The organism is Martinezella tropici, from assembly GCF_008370325.1.
Classification (GTDB): domain Bacteria; phylum Pseudomonadota; class Alphaproteobacteria; order Rhizobiales; family Rhizobiaceae; genus Rhizobium; species Rhizobium tropici_B.
The window spans coordinates 324,324-345,901 of the sequence record NZ_VNIP01000003.1 but is presented as its reverse complement, the minus strand read 5'-3'; the positions used below and the strand labels follow the sequence as shown (position 1 = coordinate 345,901).

At 59.4% G+C, this 21,578-nt stretch carries 19 protein-coding genes; 5 read left to right on the top strand and 14 right to left on the bottom strand.

The window, feature by feature from the left end; translation table 11 throughout:
• Positions 1–84: 84 nt before the first annotated feature.
• Together FP026_RS04480 and FP026_RS04475 are read right to left on the bottom strand one after the other, a co-directional pair.
• A complete protein-coding gene (locus FP026_RS04480) occupies positions 85–885 on the bottom strand; it encodes a class I SAM-dependent methyltransferase (protein ID WP_246665233.1) in 801 nt (266 codons plus the stop codon).
• 407 nt (positions 886–1,292) lie between these two features.
• Positions 1,293–2,420, bottom strand: a complete 1,128-nt coding sequence (locus FP026_RS04475; RefSeq protein ID WP_246665232.1) for a DMT family transporter — start codon at positions 2,418–2,420, stop codon at positions 1,293–1,295.
• A gap of 258 nt (positions 2,421–2,678) precedes the next feature.
• Between FP026_RS04475 and FP026_RS04470 the strand changes: the two genes are divergently transcribed.
• Entirely contained in the window at positions 2,679–3,842 is a 1,164-nt protein-coding gene (locus FP026_RS04470; RefSeq protein WP_149633416.1) for an aminotransferase, read from the top strand.
• On the opposite strand, the gene FP026_RS04465 is transcribed toward FP026_RS04470, so the two are convergent.
• From FP026_RS04465 to FP026_RS04450, 4 genes are all read right to left on the bottom strand, one after another.
• Positions 3,819–4,358, bottom strand: coding sequence for a flavin reductase family protein (locus tag FP026_RS04465; protein WP_149633415.1), 540 nt, complete (start codon positions 4,356–4,358; stop codon positions 3,819–3,821). The two genes, FP026_RS04470 and FP026_RS04465, sit on opposite strands and share 24 nt — an antisense overlap.
• An 11-nt stretch (positions 4,359–4,369) precedes the next feature.
• Positions 4,370–5,710, bottom strand: a complete 1,341-nt coding sequence (locus FP026_RS04460) for an LLM class flavin-dependent oxidoreductase (RefSeq protein WP_149633414.1) — start codon at positions 5,708–5,710, stop codon at positions 4,370–4,372.
• Positions 5,711–5,820: 110 nt separating this feature from the next.
• Positions 5,821–6,762 (bottom strand): LysR family transcriptional regulator, encoded by a 942-nt coding sequence (locus FP026_RS04455; RefSeq protein WP_149633413.1) that lies wholly within the window; start codon positions 6,760–6,762, stop codon positions 5,821–5,823.
• Positions 6,759–7,502: a UTRA domain-containing protein gene (locus tag FP026_RS04450; protein WP_149633412.1), complete on the bottom strand. Its 744-nt coding sequence runs from the start codon at positions 7,500–7,502 to the stop codon at positions 6,759–6,761. Before FP026_RS04450 ends, FP026_RS04455 begins: the two co-directional genes overlap by 4 nt.
• A gap of 230 nt (positions 7,503–7,732) precedes the next feature.
• On the opposite strand from FP026_RS04450, the gene FP026_RS04445 reads away from it, so the two are divergent.
• The 4 genes from FP026_RS04445 to FP026_RS04430 all read left to right on the top strand — a co-directional run bounded on the left by FP026_RS04445 (position 7,733) and on the right by FP026_RS04430 (position 10,749).
• Positions 7,733–8,560: a transporter substrate-binding domain-containing protein gene (locus FP026_RS04445; RefSeq protein ID WP_149633411.1), complete on the top strand. Its 828-nt coding sequence runs from the start codon at positions 7,733–7,735 to the stop codon at positions 8,558–8,560.
• A gap of 94 nt (positions 8,561–8,654) precedes the next feature.
• Positions 8,655–9,296: an amino acid ABC transporter permease gene (locus tag FP026_RS04440; RefSeq protein ID WP_149633410.1), complete on the top strand. Its 642-nt coding sequence runs from the start codon at positions 8,655–8,657 to the stop codon at positions 9,294–9,296.
• Positions 9,293–9,961, top strand: a complete 669-nt coding sequence (locus FP026_RS04435; protein WP_149633409.1) for an amino acid ABC transporter permease — start codon at positions 9,293–9,295, stop codon at positions 9,959–9,961. The genes FP026_RS04440 and FP026_RS04435 overlap by 4 nt, the downstream gene beginning before the upstream one ends.
• Positions 9,958–10,749, top strand: a complete 792-nt coding sequence (locus tag FP026_RS04430; protein WP_149633408.1) for an amino acid ABC transporter ATP-binding protein — start codon at positions 9,958–9,960, stop codon at positions 10,747–10,749. The genes FP026_RS04435 and FP026_RS04430 overlap by 4 nt, the downstream gene beginning before the upstream one ends.
• Before the next feature lie 77 nt (positions 10,750–10,826).
• On the opposite strand, the gene FP026_RS04425 is transcribed toward FP026_RS04430, so the two are convergent.
• The 8 genes from FP026_RS04425 to FP026_RS04385 form a co-directional block, all read right to left on the bottom strand.
• A complete protein-coding gene (locus FP026_RS04425; protein WP_149633407.1) occupies positions 10,827–11,630 on the bottom strand; it encodes an IclR family transcriptional regulator in 804 nt (267 codons plus the stop codon).
• 163 nt (positions 11,631–11,793) lie between these two features.
• Positions 11,794–12,564, bottom strand: coding sequence for an amino acid ABC transporter ATP-binding protein (locus tag FP026_RS04420; protein ID WP_149633406.1), 771 nt, complete (start codon positions 12,562–12,564; stop codon positions 11,794–11,796).
• 13 nt (positions 12,565–12,577) lie between these two features.
• On the bottom strand, positions 12,578–13,237 hold the full coding sequence (locus FP026_RS04415; protein WP_149633405.1) for an amino acid ABC transporter permease: 660 nt from the start codon (positions 13,235–13,237) through the stop codon (positions 12,578–12,580).
• Between the two features lie 6 nt (positions 13,238–13,243).
• The gene (locus FP026_RS04410) at positions 13,244–13,906 is read right to left on the bottom strand and encodes an amino acid ABC transporter permease (protein WP_149633404.1); all 663 of its coding nucleotides are present in this window, start codon (positions 13,904–13,906) and stop codon (positions 13,244–13,246) included.
• A 57-nt stretch (positions 13,907–13,963) separates the two neighbouring features.
• A complete protein-coding gene (locus FP026_RS04405; protein WP_149633403.1) occupies positions 13,964–14,806 on the bottom strand; it encodes a transporter substrate-binding domain-containing protein in 843 nt (280 codons plus the stop codon).
• Between the two features lie 759 nt (positions 14,807–15,565).
• The gene (gene atzF, locus FP026_RS04395) at positions 15,566–17,377 is read right to left on the bottom strand and encodes an allophanate hydrolase (RefSeq protein WP_149633402.1); all 1,812 of its coding nucleotides are present in this window, start codon (positions 17,375–17,377) and stop codon (positions 15,566–15,568) included.
• Positions 17,377–20,913, bottom strand: a complete 3,537-nt coding sequence (gene uca, locus FP026_RS04390; protein ID WP_149633401.1) for an urea carboxylase — start codon at positions 20,911–20,913, stop codon at positions 17,377–17,379. Before uca ends, atzF begins: the two co-directional genes overlap by 1 nt.
• 1 nt (position 20,914) lies before the next feature.
• A complete protein-coding gene (locus FP026_RS04385) occupies positions 20,915–21,565 on the bottom strand; it encodes an urea amidolyase associated protein UAAP2 (RefSeq protein ID WP_149633400.1) in 651 nt (216 codons plus the stop codon).
• Positions 21,566–21,578: the final 13 nt, after the last annotated feature.

Below are 21,578 nucleotides of genomic sequence, written 5' to 3'. Positions count from 1 at the left end.
CCGAAGGAAATTTGTGCACGCCAGGTCACACCGCGGGCGGATTTGTCCGTCCCGCGTCAAGCGCCTGTCATCGGTCATCTATGATTAATTTGCGGGCGGCAGCCGTGTCGTTTCCATTACCGTCATCGGCCAAAGCAGGGCGATGCCGTTGCCGTCGGAAACGATGTCAAGATGGCGTTCCGCTGCAACAAGGCAGTCGTCGTCGGTGAAGATCTCGGTTGCCGAGAACAGCAATCGCAGAAAATGTCCGAGATCTGCCTTGGTGTCGAAGCGCCAGCGGGTGGTGACATCGGTAAATTGAGGCTTGTCCCATCCGGTCAGAACGCACAGGCTCGCTGCAAACTCTCGCGAAAGGAAGGAGACCTCGTGGCCGGTACAGCAGCTCAGTGCGATGAAATCGTCGAAATAGGCTGCAAGCCGCGTTCCGGCGAAGATGTCGGCAATCACCAGCTTGCCGCCGGGCCGCATATGGGCTGCGATCGCCCTCCAAGCGGCAGTCTTGTCGGAAATATGGTGCACAGCGCCGCGCGACCAGGCCATGTCAAAATCGCGGATTGGCAGGTCGAGCATGTGCGCAGCCTGACCGAAGACCCGGATCCGGCCACCACTTTCGACTTCGATATCCTCAAGTTGTTCAGTGGACGGGTCGGTCGCGACCAATAAGCCGGTAGGGCCGACATCTTCGGCGATCGCCCGGCTGAAATGACCGTTGCCGGCGCCGATTTCCAAGACGCGTCGGCCGTCGACCGGCTGCAGAAAGCGGCGCATGGCGGCAATGTCGTCAAGCCAGGCCTCGGGAAAGAGATGGAGTGCATCGCGGTAGGTCGCCGAGCGGCGGCCGGAGAAGACGACGTCAGATTCGATCGGTGTCGAGGACATATACATGAACATATGCCTTCCAAAATTGTTGCGGTTCGGACATCTCCCTAGATTCTAGTTATACGGGTAATCGCGATGCGATTTACCTCTTATGATTAAACTACAACATAGATTTGATAGGAAATCAATTGCTATTTGCAAGTAATTTATACATGCATAAGCTTTGTGCAATCGAGCTTATTTGAGGCAGTTTTAGCGGAGCCAATAGCCAAAGGGATGTTCTTCGTGGGTGTCCGCGCTTTTTCCGACTATCGGATCGGTCGCTAAACAGCTCCCAAGCTGTGACCGCAACACGCGAGCCCAGCACGAATTGCCAGGATTATTAAGCCTTGCCGGAAGCACTTCAATCGCCGGGACGGCGGGCGAACACGGAAAGGATGCTGATCGCAGAACCCACGCTTCATTGTTCCACTTCAGGCATTGAGCACCAGGATATTGCCAAGGAGGATCGTCGCGCCGCCGAAGGCAAGACGGGTATCAATGTGCAGGCCTTCGAAGATAATCGAGATCGTTATGGCGACAATCGGAACAACGGTTAGCGCATAGGCCGCTCGCGCGGGGCCGACCTTCTCGATGAGCGTAAAATACATGAGAAACGTAACGCAGGAGGCGACAATTGCCAGGTAGGCGAGCTGCGCCAGATAGCCAACGGTTACAGGTATCGTGAGAGAGGTGCCGACAACCATAGCCCAGGCGACCCCGAAGCCGCATCCACACAATGCGCCCCAACCCATGAGCACCGGGATCGGCAGACCGCGCCGCTGGTTGCGCGCCGCAATCGCTGTCCCCGCACCTGTCGCCATCGCCGCAACGCCGGCCCAGATGAAGCCCGTCACGGTTTGCGGGTTGAGACGCAGTGCGAAGATCTGTGGGGCGGCGACGATGCCAAGACCCAGAAGACCACAAACTATGCCAATCGTTGCGCGGTGGCTTATCCGCAGATTCAGCAGTAAACGGCTGGCGATGGCCGCAAACAGCGAGGAACTCGATAGCACCAAGGCTGCTATGCCGCTCGGGATGCCCTTGGTCGCCTTATAAAAGGCGATGAAGGCAAGGCCGAAAAACAATATGCCCTGCATCATCACCCAAAGACGATCACTGCGGGCTATCGTGATCGGTTTGCCGGTGGCGATCGAAAACCCGAGCATGCTCAATCCAACAAGAAACATGCGGATCGCTACCGACAGCTCGGGAGCGGAAGCGCTTGCCTGCAGGGATGTCACAATGGCGCCCGAACCCCAGAAAAGCACGGTCGCGAGAAAGAGGGCCACAGTTGCAGTCATCTCACATCCTTTGCTGTCAGTTGAGCGCTGACCGGATCGTCGGCATTGCGCTGATCGAGGATCGGGCTTATAAAATCTACCATTTAATTGCAAAGTGCAAGTAATTAAAGGGATTGGCTGACCTCGCTCGTGTGGTTCCAGCGATATTAAGGGGGCATCTATGAGGCTGGATGCTGCAACGCTATTCCAACCGTTCTCTTGTAAACGCAATGAGGCTTTTGATGTGGCCAGCCACTGCAAGGCGCGTTTGCTTTGCATCGCTCTCGTTCGAGAGCTTCGATGATCAAGAGATGCTCTTTCTGGTCCGGCCTAAGCCGATCCTATGGCGGTGTCGATTCCTCGTCAAAAATTGAGCAACTTGCCGGAACACCGTGCTCAGCGTTTAGCGATCGATGGACTGAACACCATGCTCCACACCATGTGCATGCGTCTCCGCTTGAGGTCCGTCTCGCCCAACAAAGAGGTTGAGAAAGCAATAGGTATCGTTGTAGCAATCGGTATCAAAGAGAAATCGATATGACCGTTGCAAAATTCAACTCGCTCGTTGCCCGCCTTTCCCCTCCGCCCATTCCTTCCGTCGTTGCCTGGGGCCGCGAATACAGGGGGCAGAAGGGACCGCTCATCGATTTGTCGCAGGCCGTGCCCGGCTATCCCGCGCATCCGGAGATGCTGCGGCTGCTTAGCGAGGCCGCCGGGCAACAGGCGATGACGGGATACGGGCCGATCGAGGGCGAACCTCTATTGCGGCAGGCCTATGCTGCGCATGTTGCAGAATTTTATGGCGCTGACATATCTGCCGGCAATATCCATATTACCGCGGGTTGCAATCAGGCGTTCATGTGCGCTGCAATCGCCCTTGCAGGCGCTGGCGATACCGTGGCGCTGACCAATCCTTTCTACTTCAATCATGACACGACGCTGTCGATGCTGGGGATTGGGCGACGATTGGTCGATTGCGACGCGGCCGCTGGCTTTCTTCCCGATCTCAGTTCAGCCGAGGCCGCACTTGCGGCCGGCGCGAGGATGCTCGCCATCGTTACGCCCAACAATCCTACCGGAGCAGTCTATCCGCCCGGCCTGCTTCACGAGCTTTTTATGCTGTGCCGAAAATACGGCGCATGGTTGATCGTTGACGAAACCTATCGCGATTTCCTTGTCGAGGGTCACGGCAGGCCACACTCGCTTCTATCCGAACCGGGTTGGGAGGATACGCTCGTCCTTCTCTACAGCTTTTCGAAATCCTTCTGCATCCCCGGTCATCGACTGGGTGCAATCACGGCGGGACCCAAGCTCATCGCGGAGATCGCGAAGGTTATGGACAATATGCAAATCTGTGCCCCGCGTTCGGCTCAGATCGCAGTCGCATCGGCTTTGCCGGTGCTGGCTGATTGGCGGGCCGGCAACCGGCTGGAGATCGCTCGCCGCGCCGATGCTTTGAGACGGGCCGCTTCGGAACTGACGGGCTGGGAAATTGCAGCGATCGGTGCCTATTTCGCCTTCGTTCGCCATCCTTTTGCGGATCGATCGTCGTCCGAGGTTGCCGAAGAACTTGCTAGCAAACGCGGTGTCGTCTGCATACCAGGTGCTTATTTCGGCGAAGGGCAGGAGCGGTATCTCAGGCTCGCCTTTGCCAATGCGGATGTCGCTTCGATCGGGCTATTGCCGGAGCGGCTTCGCTAGACCATCGCGATCGACGTCCATCGGAAGTTCATGATAGCCGCCTCGCCAATATAGGAGCGGCCCGATGCCCTGTCGGATTTCGATCGCGCGGATATGCCCGATCAGAATGGCATGGGAATGATGGTGGAATGCGGTTTCGAGCTCGCAGTCCAGGACGGTGAGGGCATTTTCAAGTGCGGCTGCGCCTGTCCTGAGACGATACCATCGCGCACCATCGTAGCGGTCGGCGCCCCTACGCCCATTAATACCGGCAAAGGACTGCGCCACGTGCTGCTGGTCGGCCGCGAGCACATTGACGCAGAAACAGCCATACCGCTCAAGCGCTGGCCAGGAGGAAGAAGCCCTGTTGACACTGACGATGACGGAAGGCGGCTCCGCCGAAAATGAAGAGACCGATGTTGCGGTGAAGCCGGTGCGGTCTTGCCCGTCACCGACCGTTATCACGCTGACCGCACCGGCCAGATGACGCATCGATAGTCTGAATTCCGCATCGCTGATCAGAGCCTCGTCACCCATTGGATCGGCCCTCAGTTCTTGGCAAAGCGGTTTGCCGGCGTTGAAATGCCGAGGTTTTCGCGCAAGGTTTTGCCCTCATATTCCTCGCGGAACAGCCCGCGGCGGCGAAGCTCCGGCAGGACGAGCCGCACGAAGTCGTCGAGGCTGGACGGCAAGGTCGGAAACATCAGAATAAAGCCGTCGGCGGCACGCGTCTCGAACCACTCTTCCATGTAGTCGGCGATTTGGGTCGGCGTGCCCGTTATGCCATTGCCGGTGTGCTTCTCGGCATAGTGCCGGATCAGTTCGCCGACCGTGTGACCGCTCTTGACGAAATCGACCAGTTCGTCGAACAGGGCACGCGATCCCTTTGGCGCCGCCGGCAGCCGGTCCATCGGGAAGGGCTCATCGAGAGCCACGCCACGCAGGTCCGCTTCCAAGAATTCGGAGAGCATCAACCGCCCGACATCGGGATGCATCTTGTCGATCAGATAGTCCACCTTCGCCTTTGCCTCGGCCTCGGTTTCACCGACATTGATGACGATGCCCGGCATGATTTTCAGGTCGCCCCGATCGCGGCCATAGGCAGCCATCCGGCTTTTGACATTGTCGTAGAAGGACCGGTTCCGCTCGATATTCGATGCGAGGCTAAAGACGATCTCGGCGGTACGTGCCGCCATATCCATTCCGGGTTCGGAACCACCCGCCTGGGCGATGATAGGACGGCCCTGCGGCGTTCGCGCGATATTGAGGGGGCCGCGAACCTGAAAGTGCTTGCCCTTGTGGTTGAGCGTGTGGTGCTTGTCCTTGTCATAGTAGACGCCGGATTCGCGATCGAGAAGGAGTGCGCCTTCCTCGAAGCTGTCCCAAAGGCCGAAGACGACGTCGACGAATTCGTTGCCACGCTCATAGCGCAGCGCGTGCGGATCGAGCCCTTCGCGATTGAAGTTGTAGCCGGTTTCGTCATGGTCTGACGTGACGACATTCCAGCAGGCGCGGCCCTTGCTCAGATGGTCGATCGAGGCAAACAGACGGGCTACATTGTACGGTTCATAGTAGCTCGTCGAGACTGTTGCCACGAGACCGAGATCGTTGGTCGTGACCGCCAGCGCCGAGAGCAGCGAGAGAGGCTCGAAACGGTTCATCTTGGTTGGAATGCGGGCAAGCGCATTCGGATCGCCGACGGCCGCAGCCGGAGAATCGGCCATGAACATAAAATCGAATTTCGCCGCCTCGGATCGTTTGGCGACATCCAGTAGATGTGCGAAGCCGTTGGCGCCGTTGACATCGCTTGCCGGATGCAGCCAGGAGGCCGGATGGAAGCCGAACGTATAGACGAAAGTTCCCAGTTTCATCTTGTCGGTCCGCGCCATCGAATTCTCCTCTATGTCGGTCTCGCCCTCGTTTCGGAGGCGGATGCGTAAATTATCGCCAGGCGCAAAATTTCATCAATATCGTGCAGCTGAGTTCCGTTTTAGTTTTTCTAAAATGTTGATCCGGGCGCCGACATCAGGCCCTGCTGGCGGGAAATGGCGACGAGCCAATCGCGGAATTGGCGTCCGTGCGGTTTTTCCAGGGCGGCCCTGTCCCAGGCGAGAAAGTAGCTTTCGCGCAAGGCAATGCGTATGTCGACGGGAATGACGAGCGTCTGCGCCTCGAGCTCATCTGCAATCATCGACATCTGCGCGAGAACGACGCCGCGTTTGTTGACGGCAGCGTCAATTGCGCTGCTCGATAGGGTGAAGGAAAGGCCGGCGGCGGTTTCCTCGAGTGCCGCCCCCGTCTTCGCGGCGAATTCAAGCCAGCTCGGATAGGGCGTGAAATGCCGCTCCCATTCGACGTGCAGGAGCGGATATTGAAGAAGCTGCGCGGCGGACGGCGCCTTGCCTTTGATCAGTGCCGGCGAGCAGGCCGGAACCACCCAATCGCGGAACAGCTCGGTATAGTGTTCATGCTGCAGTACGTCCGATCCGTAGCTGATGCGGAAATCGATGTCGTCGAAACCCATGCGCGGTTCCTTGTCGCGGCCGACGATCCTGACATGCGCGTTGGGATGAAGGGCCTGCCAGTCGAAGATCCGGCGCCCGATCCATTTGTTGACGACGGAAGATAGCGCGCTGAGAACCAGGGCATTCTCGTTGCGAGCCCGTTCCAGGATCTGCTCCGCGGCTGCGAATTGTTCGAATCCCTTCGATATTTCCTGATGATAGAGCCGCCCCCATTGGGTGAGCTCCACCGTTCGACCATTGCGCTCGAGCAAGGTGACGCCAAGAAAGCTCTCGATCTTGCGGATTTGCTGACTGATCGCTCCGGGCGAAACATTCAGCTCTAAGGCCGCGGCGCTCACGCTGCCGCAACGGCCGACGGCCTCAAAGGCCTGCAAGCCCTTGAGCGGAACTGCCCTGTTAATCCGTTTGTCGTTCAAGAAGAGCTTCCTTGCGGTGATGGATCGATGACGCCTCTTTCGTTGGGATGAAAGTCGCCGGCGAACTGGAAACGATCGCCGGGATGGATGAATTCGACATAGGTGACCGTGCGGCTGCTCTGCCATGTCTGGCGGATGAGCGTCAGACAGGCTTCGCCGCGTTCGGTTTCAAGCAGGCGTGCCGTCGCGGCATCGGCCGAGACGGCTCGAATGACATGCCGGGCCTTCGACCAGGGCACCATGTCCAGCAACCATTTGCCGGGTGGTACCGAAGCGAAACTCTCGGTTCTTGCTGAAGGCACCAGGTCCAGCATGATGATGCGCCGCTCAAGCGCATTCGCCTTGCCGTCGACCGCATGCAGGCAGTGAAGCCGCAGGATTTCCGCCCCCACGGTTTCGCCAAGCCGTATCGCGGTGGCAGAATCGAGCCTTTCGACTTTCCGCATCAGCATCGTGTGGCTATGTTCGTGTCCCGCCAACTCCGCTTCCGTGGAAATGTCCTGGATGTCCATGACCGTGCGGTCGATTTGCCGCGAAGCGACAAAGGAGCCGAGCTTGCGACGACGTATGATCATGCCACGCTCAGCCAGGGTCGAAAGTGCCTTGTTCACGGTCATCCGGGAGCATCGATACTCTTTCAGCAGCTCATGTTCGACGGGTATTCGGTATCCCGGCGGCCAGATGCCGCTCACGATCCTGCTTTCGATATCCTTCAGAATTTTCTGATGAATTGGGACCAACGCTCGCCTTGCTCCGGCAGTGAATTCAATGTCCGTGAAAACCGCTTCTGCCAGATCCATCGGGCATCATACGGCATAATTCTTGCGTTCGTTATGTTTTGTATTTGACAGTGTAGGCGAGGCTGTATCTATTTGTATAGACAAAAAAGGTCATAGAAATCGGCCTGACGGGACAATGCTTGGGGAACCTAAACCTTCCGAAGGAAGGGTACAAAACTGGAGAGAAAGACATGACGAAAAATTCGCTTCTGAAGGGGCTGGTTGGCGCCGCACTTTTGTTTGGCGCAACGATTTCGGCCCATGCGGCTGACACGCTTACCGCGGTCAAGGCAGCCGGCACCCTGAAGGTCGGCACCGAGACGGCCTTCGCGCCGTTCGATTTCATCGATGCAGGCAAGCATGTCGGCTTGAACGTCGACCTCTTCGATGAGATCGGCAAGGAGTTGGGCGTGAAGATCGAATGGGTCACGCTCCCATGGGACGGCGTGTTTCCGGCGCTTGAAGCCGGCAAGTTCGACGTTGTCGCCGGCCCGGCGACGATCACCAAGAAGCGCATGGAGCGCTATCGCTTCACGCCGCCTTTGGCCGAAGCAACCATCGCGATCCTGAAAAAGGCCGGTGACAAGACGATCAGCAAGCCGGAAGACATCGCCGGCAAGAAGATCGGCGTCGGCAAGGCAACTGCGCAGCTCGATCAGCTGAAGGAGTTTTCCGAAACCCTGCCGAGCAAGGTCGATATCCGCGAATATCCGGCCTTTACGGAATCCTACGCCGACCTCGCGGCCGGCCGTATCGCCGGCGTTGCCAATTCGCTGCCGAATATCGCCTTTGTCGCCAAACAACGTGAAGGCACGTTCGAAGTCGTGCTGCCGCCCTTCGGCAAGAAGTCCTATTTCGGCTTTATCGGCTTGAAGGATGCCGATCACGCGCCGTTGATGGACGCCATCGATGCCGCCATGCTGAAGATCAAGGCAGATGGCCGCATGGCGACACTGCAGAAGAAATGGTTCGGCGCCAGCTTCGACACGCCTGACGCCGTCAAGGACCCGGCATTCTGAGCAGCCCTCGGAAATCGCCCATGCCCGCGCTATTGCGTGGCATGGGCGAAGGAAGAGGCCGCACTTTCTGACCGCCAAGCGGGCGAAATCTCATATGTCCATCGAGCTATTCGGGTTGCTTCTGCAGGCATCCATCTACACAGTGACGATCAGCGTCGTGTCGATCCTCATCGGCTTTGCGATTGCGATTCTTATCTCGGGAATGTTGCTGTCGGGGCGTAGCCTTTTCGTGCGGCCTGCCCAGATTTTCATCAGCTTTTTTCGTGGTGTGCCGCTGCTGGTGCAATTGCTGTTGATCTACAATCTGCTTCCCGTCATCGGCATCAATGTGCCGAGCATCGTGGCGGCGATCATTGGTCTGTCGCTCTGTACGGCTGCCTACCAGGCCGAGAACCTGCGTGGCGGCTTTGCCAGCGTGCCGCGCGGCCTAGTGGAGTCGGCCGAGATGGTTGGCCTTACTCCGCGCCAGATCTTCCGCCGCATCAAGGTTCCGATCGCCCTACGTCTCACGTTTCCAGCTCTCGTCAACGAGGCGATCCTCATTCTGAAGGCATCGTCGCTGGTCTCCGTCGTGGGCATCGTCGAACTGACCCGCATGGCGCAGGATCTCGCCGGCAGCACTTTTCTGCCGCTGCAGATCTTCGCCTCAGCTGGCCTTATCTATCTCGTGATCAACTGGTTGGTGGCGCTTGCCGGCGGCCTGATCGAAAGCAGATTGCCGGGGGTACCGCGATGAGCTTCGATATCAATGTCCTGATCGGGCAGTGGCCCGCGATCCTCAGCGGCGCCGGCGTGACGATCATGATCTGGATCCTGGGCACGATTGCTGCGGCCGTCATAGGCTTCCTGATGGCGGTCGCCCGGCAGTATGGCGGTATGGTGGTCGATAAGATACTGGGTGCCATCGTGGCCGTGCTGCGCGGAACGCCGTTTCTCATCCAGATCTTCCTCGTCTATTATGGTGGCCCTTTCGTCGGCCTCGAGCTCGATCCTTTGCCCGCGGGGCTGATCGGCATTTCGATCTATGGCGCGGCCTATTTCAGCGAAATCTTCCGTTCCGGATTCCAGGCCGTGCCGAAGGGCCATATCGAAGCTGGCGAATGCGTCGGCTTGACGCGGGGACAGATCATCAGGCGCATTCTGTTGCCCGAGATGACCATGCTGGTGCTGCCGCCCTTCGTGAACATGGTGGTCATCCTGATGAAGGAGACGGCGGTCTTGTCCATCATCACCGTACCGGAACTGACGGCGACGCTGAGCGCGATCGGATCGCAGCAATATGCCTTCGTCGAAGCGCTTTCCGCCCTGGCGCTCTTCTACTGGGTGCTTGTCGAAGTCACCGGCTGGCTTGGCAATCTTGCCGAAACGAAACTTTCCAGATTCAGGTTTTTCAACGCATGAGCGTCCCCGCTATAGCAGTCCGCAATCTCGTCAAGACGTTCGGAGAGACCACGGTTCTTCATGGCATCGATCTTGCCATCGAGCCGGGACAGGTCTCGTGTCTCATCGGTCCGTCCGGCTCCGGCAAGAGTACGCTTTTGCGATGCATGGCCTTTCTTGAGGAGGCAACGCGCGGGACGATCGCCATTAACGGTGAGGTGCTTGGCTTTGCCGAAGACGCTCAGGGACGTCGCGAACGCATTTCGGCAGCGACCAATCGCTCGATCCGTGCCCAGATCGGCATGGTGTTCCAGCAGTTCAATCTCTGGCCGCATATGACTGCACTCGGCAATGTCAGCGAGGCATTGAAGACGGTTCATAAGATGAGCCGAAAGCAGGCCGAGGATGCGGCTATGGTGCAACTCGTCAAGGTGGGGCTCGAAGCCAGAGCAGGGCACTATCCGTCACAGCTTTCCGGCGGACAGCAGCAACGCGTGGCGATCGCCCGCGCCCTGGCGTTGAAGCCGAAGATCATGCTGTTCGACGAGCCGACCTCGTCGCTTGATCCGGAACTGACCGGCGAAGTCTTGAACGTCATGCGCGACCTGGCGGCCGAGGGTATGACCATGGTGGTTGTTTCGCACGAAATAGGGTTCGCTGCGACCGTCGGCCAGCAGATCATCTTTCTCGATCATGGCAAGGTGCTGTTCACCGGATCGCCACAAGAGGTCTTCAAGAAGCCGAGAAATCCTCGACTTGAGCAATTCCTCGATACCTATCTCGACCGCGGTGCGTCGATGTTGCTCTGACATCGCGCCGAGTGCGGCTTGAGCCAGCGCCAAGCTAGAGCGGAGATTTGCCACTTTCGCGAAAAATCTTGCTAGGTTTAGGAACCGAAGAAGCGGCCTTTCGATGATCGGAAGCCGAGCTTTTCGGAGATCTCGTGAGCGGCTTTCAAGAGGCTGTCGAGATAGGCGGTGCGGTTGCGCAAGCCATCCTCGCGCGGGGTAACCAGGCAAAGTGTCGCGATGCAGGCGCCGTCGGCCTGATGGATGGGCACGGCGAAGCAATGGGTGAAATTCTCCACTTCGCTATTGAAGGTGAAATATCCGTCTTCGGTGGCTTGGCGCACTTGAGCGATGAAATCGGCCGGCTCCAGCCGCCTGCCATTCGGCAGGACGAAATCTTCCGGCGGAATGAAATCAAGGATTTCCTGGTCCGAAAGATGGCCCACAAGCAGGCGCCCCGAGGCGGTCCAGGGAATGGCGACGAGTTCGCCGACATTCGAGGAAATGCGAAACGGGCGGATGCCTTCACGCATCATGGCGACCGTATATTTACTGCCTTCCAGCAGGCACATTTGCGCTGTCTCGCGCGTCTCCTCGGCGAGCACGCCCAGCATGCGGCCGCATTCGCGCATCAGGTCGAATTGTTCGGCATAGGCGGTTCCGAGAAAATAGAGACGGCGGCCGAGAAAAACCCGGCCATCGCCGCCCTGATAGTCAAGCATGCCATGACCAAGCAGAAGATTGACGAGCTCATAGACGGAAGAGCGTGGCGCGCCGATTTCAGTGGCGATCTCGTTCGGACGCATGGGCTGGCGTTTCACCCGAAGAAACTCCAGGATCTCAAACGCGCGATCCAGGCCTCGCATGCGTCGGGATACAATGTCATTTGCAGTCTCGGCCATGCTTTTCTCCGAATATTCCTAAACCGGCCGCAACCGGCACGCTGCGACGCATCGGCACATGGTGCCGGCTATACGGCGCTGGTGCCGCCAGGTCTCAGCAAGACGCTGCGATAGCATCCACGCCTGCGATGACGCAACGCTTGCGCCGCGCTCTTCTTTCCTCTCAATTGAAACTCGAGGTCTTGAGGAATTCGGCAAGCCGCTCCGTCTTTGGGCGTAGGAACATGTCCTTTGGATCTCCTTCTTCGCAGATGACGCCCTGGTTCATGAAGATGACGCGTGACGAGACCTCATAGGCAAAGCGCATCTCATGGGTGACAAGCAGCATCGTCATGCCGTCGGCGGCTAGCCCCTTGATGACTTGAAGAACCTCGCCCACCAGTTCGGGGTCAAGGGCCGATGTTACCTCGTCGAACAGCATCAACCGCGGCGCCATGGCAATCGCTCGGGCAATGGCGACACGCTGCTGCTGGCCGCCCGAGAGCTGGCCCGGATAATGGTTGGCGCGAGCAGCGAGGCCCACACGGTCGAGCCATTTTTCGGCGACGGCGCGTGCATCCGGCTTCGACATCTTCTTCACCTTGACGAGGCCGAGCATGACGTTCTCGGCGGCGGTCATGTGCGGAAAAAGGTTGAACTGCTGGAACGCCATGCCGGTGAGCGCGCGCTGGCGGGCGATTTCCTTCTCGCTCTTGCGACGGCGGGTGCTGCCGTCGGCGTGATAGCCGATTTCCTCGCCATCGAGGCTGATCTTGCCGCCTTGGAATTCCTCCAGCATGTTGATGCAGCGCAGCATCGTCGTCTTGCCGGAGCCGGAGGAGCCGATGATGGAAATGACCTCACCTTCCTGCACCGTGCAGTCGACGCCCTTGAGAACCTCGTGCTGGCCATAGGTCTTGCGCAGGCCCTGAATGTCTAGAATTGTCTTGCCCATCGGTCTGATCTCCTCAGGACGGTAGTGCGGTCTTGCGCTCGACATATTTGCCGAAGCGCTCGATACCGAAGTTGACGATGAAATAGAGGCCACCAGCCAGGAAATAGAACTGGAGACTCATGAAATTGCGGGAGATGATCTCCTGCGTGCGCAGGAGCAGTTCGGCGACGCCGATGACGGAAAGCAATGTCGAGGCCTTGACCATCTCTGCTGCCGTATTCACCCAAGCCGGCAGGCACTGGCGCATCGCTTGCGGCCAGAGGACCGAAGTGAAGGTCTGGGTGAAGGTGAGGCCGATCGCCTTGGCCGCCTCCGTCTGACCCTTCGGGATGGCCTGCAGCGCGCCGCGCACGATCTCACCGACATGCGACGAGCAGAAGACGGCAAGGGCAACAACGCCTGCGGAAAACGGCCCCAAATCGAGGCCCACCGCGGAAGAGACGTAGTAGCTTGCCAGCACGAGGACCAGCACCGGTGTGCCGCGGATGATGTCGGTATAGGCCCGGATCAAAAGGCGCAGGATGGCGCCGCCATAGACGAGCGCGAGGCCAACGAAGACACCGACGATGGAACCGGCAAGAATGGCAAGAAGGGAAATCGATACCGTCACGCCGAGCCCGTTGATGATGACGTAGCGGGCGATCCAGAGTTGTTCGAGAAAGCTATGAGACATCCTGTGTTACCTCGGCAAAGCCAGCCTGCGCTCGACGAAACGCATCAGCGCGGCGATGAGGAAACAGGTTGCGACGTAAAGAGCTGATGTGACCATCCAGGTTTCGATGACGCGGAAACTCTCGACGTTGATCTTGCGCGCCGCGAATGTCAGCTCCGGCACGGCAATGGCGGCTGCAAGCGAGGTATCCTTGAACAGCGAGATGATGGTCGAAGACAGCGACGGAAGCACGTTGCGCAGCATCAGCGGCGCGATGATCGATCCGCGGATCTGCATTGGCGTCAGGCCGATTGCGAGACCCGCCTCTGAGAGACCTTTCGGGATCGATAGCAACCCCGAGCGAAACACTTCGGCAAGATAGGCACCCGAGTAGATGGACAGGACCAGGACGAAGCTTTTGATCTTGTCCAGGCGAAGGCCCATCTGCGGCAAGGCAAAGAAGGCGAACAGCACCAGCACCAGGATCGGCAGGTTTCGGATCACGGTCACATAGCCCTGCGCCGGGATGATTGCCGCCCGGCTTTTCGACGTCAGCGCAAAGGCAAGTATCAGGCCGATCAAGGCACCAATCAGAATCGATATGATCGCCAGGCCGAGACTGAGCGCCAGACCGCTCATAAGAAAATCAAAGTTGCGCCAGACGGCGGCAAAATTCAGCGTGTAACCCATGTCGGGCCGCCCCTTTTCAGGCTGGCGGAGCGGGGGTATGCCCGCTCCGCTCGGCCGTTACTTGTATTCGACCGGAAAACCGATCTGCGGCGGGGTAAGGTCTTTGCCGAACCAAGTCTTGTAGGACTTGGCGTAGCTGTCGAATTCCACGCCTGTCATGGCTTCATGCAAGGCGGTATTGACGAAATTCAGCCAGTCCTGATCGCCACGCTTGACTGCACAGGCATAGGTCTGCGGGTTCCATCCGTAGCCTGCATCCTTATAGCGGCCCGGATTCTGCGTCATATACCAGGCGAGCGACGACTGGTCGGTGGCAACGGCATCGGCGCGTCCCGATTCCAGTGCCTGATAGATCAGATCGACGGATTCATACTGGTCGACCTTCGCATCCGGAAGGGCGGCATGGACCATGGATTCCGCATAGACGTTCTGAAGAACCGAAATGGTGACGGAAGAGCCTGCCGCCTTCAGCGCCGCATAGTCGGCATATTGCCCGTCCGCCTTCAGCATGAGGCCGACGCCTTCACGATAATAGGGAATGGTGAAGGCCACCTGCTGGGCGCGCTCGCCCGTGACAGTCATGAACTGGCAGGTGATATCGACCTTGTTGGTGGTGATGTTTGGAATGCGGGCATCGGACGACTGGTTCACATATTCGATCTTGTCGGGATCGCCGAAGAGGGCCTTGGCGATGATGTGGCCCATGTCGACGTCAAAACCCTGCAGTTTGTCGTCGGCGCTCTTGAAATGCCATGGCGCATTGGTGCTGCCGGTTCCAAGAACGAGATGACCGCGCGCAAGCACCTCATCGAGCTTGCTGCTATCGGCGAGAACGGGCGTGGAAGAAAGGAGTGCGGCGGCGGCCAGCGACATCAGGCCGACACGGAAGGAAATGGTCATGGTTGTTCCCCTTAGTTAATGGCATTCGAATAATCCAATATTCCGGACATCTGTCTGTTATCTCGGATGTGGCATATCAAGGGATATACGGGGCAACTTGTCAATAGTGACCGCTGTTGCTGATCGTCGGAGGTAGGGAGGGGTAAAGGCGCTTTTCGATACAAATGTCTTGATCGACTATCTCAACGCGATACCGCAGGCGCCACGGACCGGCGCGATATCAGGAAAAGGCGATCAGCATCATCACGTGGATGGAGATTCTCGTCGGTGCTAAACCGGAGGTGGTCGTTAGGACATGCCCTTTCGGGTGCCCTCGAAATCTGAGCGCTCTGTTTGGTCTATTGTCAGGTGTTGTCGACGCACCTTCGTCGTGGGTGCCGGTGCGAGTCCCATCAAGAGCAAAGTAGCCGTTTGCGACTTTCCCTAGAGTTGTCCATTCGACTAAATGGCGAGGTTGGCGAGTTGAATCCTTCACCGGGGGAGCGCAGCCATCTTGTATGCCTGCACTCGCTTGTTGGCGTTTTTCCTGTCATCACTCGAGTTTGGTCGGCCTATGCCGAGGACCGAAGCTGACACGTCGGGATCGGCAAGATGCTTTCGTCCGAAGCAGTTAGTCAGTCTCTGACGATGCTTCGCTGCGAGCGGAATGAAACTGAGGCTGATCAAGGCTGCCAATTGCCTGGGTTCTCGCGGTCAGGCCATGAAGAATGATCTGCAATGCCCACAAGAGGGTCTTTCTCATCCTGCTTCTTCCTTCATTCAAGCCGAGGCATCGGCGGCGCGAATGAAATTTCGCCAGCCACCAAACTCAGTGATGTCCCTGGCACCAACCACGGCGTGCGTCTCGCAGAGGAATCCGGAAACATGGCTGCCATCGTCAAGCAGGATCTTGCCGATCCCCAGGGGCGCGGGGATATTCTGAACAAAGCGGGCAAATGCCGCAGGCGGCAAGGCCCAAACCTCGACTTCGATACCGTTGCCGCCGAAGCCTGGATCGCGCACCAATCCCGGCTTCGGCGGCACTGTCCCAGGAAGGGCGAAAAGCCGATAACTGCCATCCGTTCGACCCGTCTTCATCCTATAGCCGCCCTTTCCAGTGAGTTCATGGTTGAGCGGCATATCGGTCAGATGCGCGCCGACAACGACGATTGGAACGACGTCGGCGGCTTCAGGTGTCACGTGGCTTCTATCAGGCAGTGTCGCCATGCGGTCCTTGCCCATTCCGCTATTTGCCGCTCGATGCATGGCATCGGCGAAAGGCGCCAAAGCATCGTCGGTAAAGGCAGGTCCAACCAGCATGACGCCGGCTGGCAGATGGCAGTCGGGATCGAAGCCTGCGGGTATGGCAATAGCCGCGCAGTCGAGCAGATTGGCGAAATTGGTATAACGGCCGAAATGGCTGTTTCTGACGATAGGATCGGCCTGCATTTCCTCGACGGTGTAGGTCGTGGGGGATGTCGGCAACATCAGGAAATCGACCTTCTCCCACTCCACCTTCGTCTTTTGCCGCAACGCCTCCAGCCTGTACTTGCCTTCGAAGGCCGCAACCGCGTCATAGCCTCTCGCCCCTTCGATGATGGTTCTAACCGTGGGGTCGAAATCGCTGGCATTGCTTGCGAGGAAATCCTTTACCGCGGCCAGGCGCTCGGCGACCCAGGGGCCGCTATAGAGCAGCTCGGCAGCTTGGCGGAAGGGTGCGTAGTCGAAGGGGACGATCTCCGCGCCGAGCGATCTCGCCCGATCGATGGCGGCATCGTAGAGGGCCTCGACTTGGCTGTTGCCATAGAATTCGCGCTCGGCTCCGTCGAGTACGCCGACGCGCGGGCGCACCGACGGTAGGCTCGCTGGAGTTGCTTCCCGCGAGAACGGGTCGCGAGCGTCGTAACCTTCCATGATCCGGCGAATGGCGACCCCGTCACCGACGGTCGCGGCGAAAACCGTGACGACGTCGACGCTGCGGCAAGCCGGCACCACGCCGACATTGGGAACGAGCCCCGGCGTCGGCTTGATGCCGACGAGATTGTTGAAGGCAGCCGGCACCCGGCCGGAGCCTGCCGTATCGGTGCCGAGCGAGAAACTGGCAAGACCTGCCGCCACGGCAACGGCGGAGCCGGAACTGGAGCCACCGGAGACATAGGCGCGATCGAAAACCGAACGAGGCGCACCATGGGGCGAACGGGTGCCATTGAGGCCGGTTGCGAACTGATCGAGGTTGGTCTTGCCAATGACGATGGCGCCGGCAGCCCTCAAACGCGCAACCACGGTCGCATCCGCTTGGGGATGATAGGCAAAGGCGGGGCAAGCCGCCGTCGTCGGCAGGCCCGCAACGTCGATATTATCCTTGACTGCGAAGGGTATGCCCCAGAGCGGCAGGCTGTTGGGCTCGGGTGCCGTCGCCAGCAATTCCGTCGCCGCAGCTCGCAAGGCCTCAGGAGATGTCGGCGTGATGAAGATAGCCGGATCGTCCGATGCCCCGCATCGGGCTATGATTTCCTCCACCATGTCGAGGGGCGACAGGCCTGCCTTATACGCGTCTCGCAGGGAGGTGAGATCGAGAATGGTGGGCAGCATCAGATTTCCTCCAGAATGACGAGCACGTCGCCGGCTTTGACATTGCGCCCCGGCGCTGCCCGCAGATCACGAACGCGTCCGGCGGCGTGCGCGGTAACATTGATTTCCATTTTCATCGACTCGATGATGGCCAAAGTATCGCCGGCTGCAACCAGCTGGCCTTCCTCGACGAGTATTTTCCAGACATTGCCGGGCACGGCGCTTTCGATGCCAAAACAACCTTCCGGTACATCTCCAGCAAGAGCAGGCCCCGACCCTTCGTCAACGGAAAAGCTGTCGAGCCCAAGATCTTTCCAGCGTTGCCGTTCCACCTCGAAGGCTAGCTGCTGTCTCGACTTGAAGGCACCGATCGCCGCGGCCTCGCGTGCGAGGCCGGCCTCATAGGCAGCATAGGAGAATTCCGTCTCCTCGATTCTGATCGGATAGCCGCCGTGCGGGAAGGCGGCACGTGCTTCGTTGAGCTCCTCATGCGTGACGGGAAAGAAGCGGATCTGGTCGAAGAAATTGAGAAGCCACGGCTTGTCCTCGGCAAAGACCGGCGTATGCCGCCAGCTGTTCCACACTTGGATCGTGCGGCCGAAGAGCTGGTAGCCGCCCGGTCCCTCCATGCCATAGATGCACATATAGGCACCTCCGATGCCCGCGGCGTTTTCCGGTGTCCAGGTGCGCGCCGGATTGTATTTCGTCGTCACCAGCCTATGTCGCGGATCGACCGGTGTTGCGACAGGCGCCCCGAGATAGACATCGCCAAGGCCGAGCACGAGATAGCTGGCATCAAAGACGATGTCGCGCACCGCCTGCTCGTCGGGCAAGCCGTTGATGCGGCGGATGAACTCGATGTTGGAAGGGCACCATGGAGCATTCGGGCGCACGAGCTCCTGATATTTACGCATGGCAAGCTCGGCCTGCGGATCGTTCCAGGAGAGCGGGAGATGCACGATCCGGCTTGGGACTTTCACCTCTTGCGCCGGCGGCAGTTTTGCCTCGATCTCGGTCAAAAGGCCAAGGAGGCGTTTCCGCGTCAGCGTCGTCCCGTCATAATGGATCTGCAGCGAACGGATGCCTGGCGTCAGGTCGATAATCCCAGGCAGGCGCGCCTCGACAATTGCCTGCATCAGCAGATGCACGCGCAGGCGAAGCGCGATATCAAGTGTCATCGGCCCATACTCGATGAGCAGGTTGTCATCGCCCTGCCGGCGATAGACGACAGGCACTGGGCCGTCCCGGTTCTGGCCGACGATCGCCGATCCGGTCTCTTCGGGCGCACGATGAACCGTCGGGCCGGCAAGGGCATCCTCACTGCGCGCTGCCGGGTGAAAACGGATTTTGTCACCTGGCTTGAACTGGCCCATCTTCCATTGCTCATCGCGTGCAATGACGGCCGGGCAGACGAAGCCGCCCAAGCTTGGCCCATCCGGGCCGAGAATGATCGGCATATCGCCCGTGAAATCGATCGCGCCGATCGCATAGGCGTTGTCGTGAAGGTTGGAGGGGTGGAGGCCGGCCTCGCCGCCGTCGCTGCGCGCCCATTTGGGAGTAGGGCCGATCAGGCGCACGCCGGTACGGGCACTGTTGAAATGCACCTCATAGTCCGCCGAAAACAGCCTTTCGATATCCTCGTCCAGAAAGAAGTCCGGCGCGCCGTGCGGCCCATAGACGACACTAACCTCCCAGGTCCGGGTGAGGGAGGCCGGCACGTTCGCCGGCTTGGCCTGAAGCTGGGGTGTGCGTGCAAGGCGCAATACGTGGCCTGTTTGGAGCGTGCCGGTGGCATGGCCTCCGAACCGGCCGAGGCCGAAGGTTGCCCTGGAGCCGAGCATGAGCGGCGCGGCAAAACCACCTGAAACGGCGAGATAGGAGCGCTGGCCCGGGCCTTCTATGGCGCCGATGGCAAGCGTCTGCCCTGCTTTGGCGATGACGGCCTCATTATGGGGTAATGGAACGCCATCGAGGGTCATCGGCATGCGAGCGCCCGCAAGCGCGATCGTTACGTCGGAGAAGATCTTCAGCACCGGTCCCGAGACGGTCAGTTCCAGAGCCGCGGTCTCGTCGGCGTTGCCGACCAGCCTGTTTGCGTGGCGGAACGAGCGCTCGTCCATCGGGCCGCTCGGCGGAACGCCGACATGCCAGAGCCCCAGCCTGCCGGGGAGCTCCTGAATGCTCGACTGCGCGCCGGGCGCCACCACCTCGATCACGTCGGGCACGAAGGGAAAATCCTTGAGTGCCGTCGTCGCCACTTTGCCGCTGGCGAGCAGCTCGGATCCGGCGATTGCCTTCAGATAGTCGAGATTGGTCTCGATGCCGGATAGGGAACTTTGGGCAAGCGCAAGCTTCAGCTTCGCGATCGCGGCCGGCCGGTCTTCTGCCGCCACGATCACCTTGGCGAGCATAGGGTCGTAATAGGCGGTGACGTCCGTGCCCGTCTCGATCCAACCATCGACACGCGTGTCTTCCGGAAAAGTAACTTCGGTCAAAAGGCCGGCGCTCGGCCGGAAGCCGGCATGCGGCATCTCGGCATAGATGCGCGCCTCGATCGCGGCACCCTTGGGAGTGAGACGATCATCGCCTGTTATCACCTCTTCGCCAGCGGCCTGGCGGATCATCCATTCGACGAGATCGATGCCGTAGACGGCCTCGGTGACCGGATGTTCGACCTGAAGCCTGGTATTGACCTCCAGGAAGTAGAATTCCTCCCGCGCGGGATCATAGATGAATTCGACCGTGCCGGCGGAGCGATAGTGGGCAGAAGCGCCGAGTGCCACCGCCGCAGCATGCAGACGTTCGCGCACGGAAGGCGAAAGGCCTGGCGCGGGCGTCTCCTCGATCACCTTCTGGTTCCGGCGCTGCAACGAGCAGTCGCGCTCGCCGAGCGCGATTACGCGACCCTTGCCGTCGCCGAAGATCTGAACCTCAACATGCCGCGCCCGCGAGACAAAGCGCTCCAGATAGACGCGGGCATCGCCGAAGCTCGCCCTGGCGGTGCGCTGCACGCTGTCGAAGGCGGCCTTTAGGCCGGCTGCGTCCTCACAGAGCTGCATGCCGATGCCGCCACCGCCGGCCGTCGATTTCAGCATGATCGGGTAGCCGATCTCTGCAGCAGCCGTCAGCGCCGCTTCGCTGGTTTCGACGAGGTCGCTGCCCGGCAGTAGCGGAACTCCGCTGGCACGCGCCAGTTCTCGCGCCGTGTGCTTGAGCCCGAAGGCGGCGATATTGTCCGGCGTCGGCCCGATGAAGACAATGCCTTCCGCCGCCAGCCGCTCGGCAAAGGCGATGTTCTCCGAAAGGAATCCGTAGCCCGGATGCACGGCCTCGGCACCGGTTGCCCTGCAGGCCGCGATGACGGCATCGACATTGAGATAGCTTTCCAAGGCGGGCGCCGGACCGAGCCTGACGGCTTCGTCAGCCATCAGAGACGCTTTGGCGAAGCGATCCGCATCGGAATAGACGGCGACGGAGGCAATGCCCATCCGCCGCAACGTCCCGATGATCCGGACGGCGATCTCGCCGCGATTGGCGATCAATATCTTCTTGAACATCTCAGGCCTCACCGTCCCATACGAGGACTCGGATCGGCGTCGGGTCGAAGCCGTTGCAGGGATTGTTGATCTGCGGGCAATTGGAAATGACGAGAAGCACGTCCATCTCGGCCTTGAGCTCGACATAGTCGCCGGGAGAGGAGATGCCGTCGACGATCGTCATTTCGCCTGATGGTTCGATCGGCACATTCATGAAGAAATTGATATTGGGCACGACGTCACGCTTGCTCATGCCATGCTTGGAAACCTCCAGCACGAAGTTGTCGCGGCAGGCGTGAAGATATTTCGTGCCATGGCCGAAACGCACCGTGTTGCTCTCGCACGAGCACGCGCCGGCCGAGGTGTCATGACGGCCGCAGCTGTCGGCGGTCATCGTCAGCATGACGCGCCCCTCGTTCGAGATGATCCGGGTGCCCGTGGTGATATAGGCGGCACCCTGTTCGCGCATGGTGTCCTGATTGGAATAGCGCTCCGAATAGTCCCCGGCATTGTAGAACAGCGTGTCGATCGCCTGCTGACCGTAGCTGTCCTCGATGCGCAGCGTCTGGCCCTTGCGCACGATGGTCGAAAATGGCGCCTCGGCGGCGGTGAAATGATCCTGCACCGCCTTGTCGAGCGTGCGGGACGGCGCGGTCTGAATGAAATCGCTCATGATCGTTCTCCCG

Coding starts and splice junctions, on each gene's coding strand:
- FP026_RS04480 (WP_246665233.1), bottom strand. CDS start 885: ATGTATATGTCCTCGACACCGATCGAATCTGACGTCGTCTTCTCCGGC.
- FP026_RS04475 (WP_246665232.1), bottom strand. CDS start 2,420: ATGCAAAGCAAACGCGCCTTGCAGTGGCTGGCCACATCAAAAGCCTCA.
- FP026_RS04470 (WP_149633416.1), top strand. CDS start 2,679: ATGACCGTTGCAAAATTCAACTCGCTCGTTGCCCGCCTTTCCCCTCCG.
- FP026_RS04465 (WP_149633415.1), bottom strand. CDS start 4,358: ATGGGTGACGAGGCTCTGATCAGCGATGCGGAATTCAGACTATCGATG.
- FP026_RS04460 (WP_149633414.1), bottom strand. CDS start 5,710: ATGGCGCGGACCGACAAGATGAAACTGGGAACTTTCGTCTATACGTTC.
- FP026_RS04445 (WP_149633411.1), top strand. CDS start 7,733: ATGACGAAAAATTCGCTTCTGAAGGGGCTGGTTGGCGCCGCACTTTTG.
- FP026_RS04440 (WP_149633410.1), top strand. CDS start 8,655: ATGTCCATCGAGCTATTCGGGTTGCTTCTGCAGGCATCCATCTACACA.
- FP026_RS04435 (WP_149633409.1), top strand. CDS start 9,293: ATGAGCTTCGATATCAATGTCCTGATCGGGCAGTGGCCCGCGATCCTC.
- FP026_RS04430 (WP_149633408.1), top strand. CDS start 9,958: ATGAGCGTCCCCGCTATAGCAGTCCGCAATCTCGTCAAGACGTTCGGA.
- FP026_RS04425 (WP_149633407.1), bottom strand. CDS start 11,630: ATGGCCGAGACTGCAAATGACATTGTATCCCGACGCATGCGAGGCCTG.
- FP026_RS04420 (WP_149633406.1), bottom strand. CDS start 12,564: ATGGGCAAGACAATTCTAGACATTCAGGGCCTGCGCAAGACCTATGGC.
- FP026_RS04415 (WP_149633405.1), bottom strand. CDS start 13,237: ATGTCTCATAGCTTTCTCGAACAACTCTGGATCGCCCGCTACGTCATC.
- FP026_RS04410 (WP_149633404.1), bottom strand. CDS start 13,906: ATGGGTTACACGCTGAATTTTGCCGCCGTCTGGCGCAACTTTGATTTT.
- FP026_RS04405 (WP_149633403.1), bottom strand. CDS start 14,806: ATGACCATTTCCTTCCGTGTCGGCCTGATGTCGCTGGCCGCCGCCGCA.
- atzF (WP_149633402.1), bottom strand. CDS start 17,377: ATGCTGCCCACCATTCTCGATCTCACCTCCCTGCGAGACGCGTATAAG.
- uca (WP_149633401.1), bottom strand. CDS start 20,913: ATGTTCAAGAAGATATTGATCGCCAATCGCGGCGAGATCGCCGTCCGG.
- FP026_RS04385 (WP_149633400.1), bottom strand. CDS start 21,565: ATGAGCGATTTCATTCAGACCGCGCCGTCCCGCACGCTCGACAAGGCG.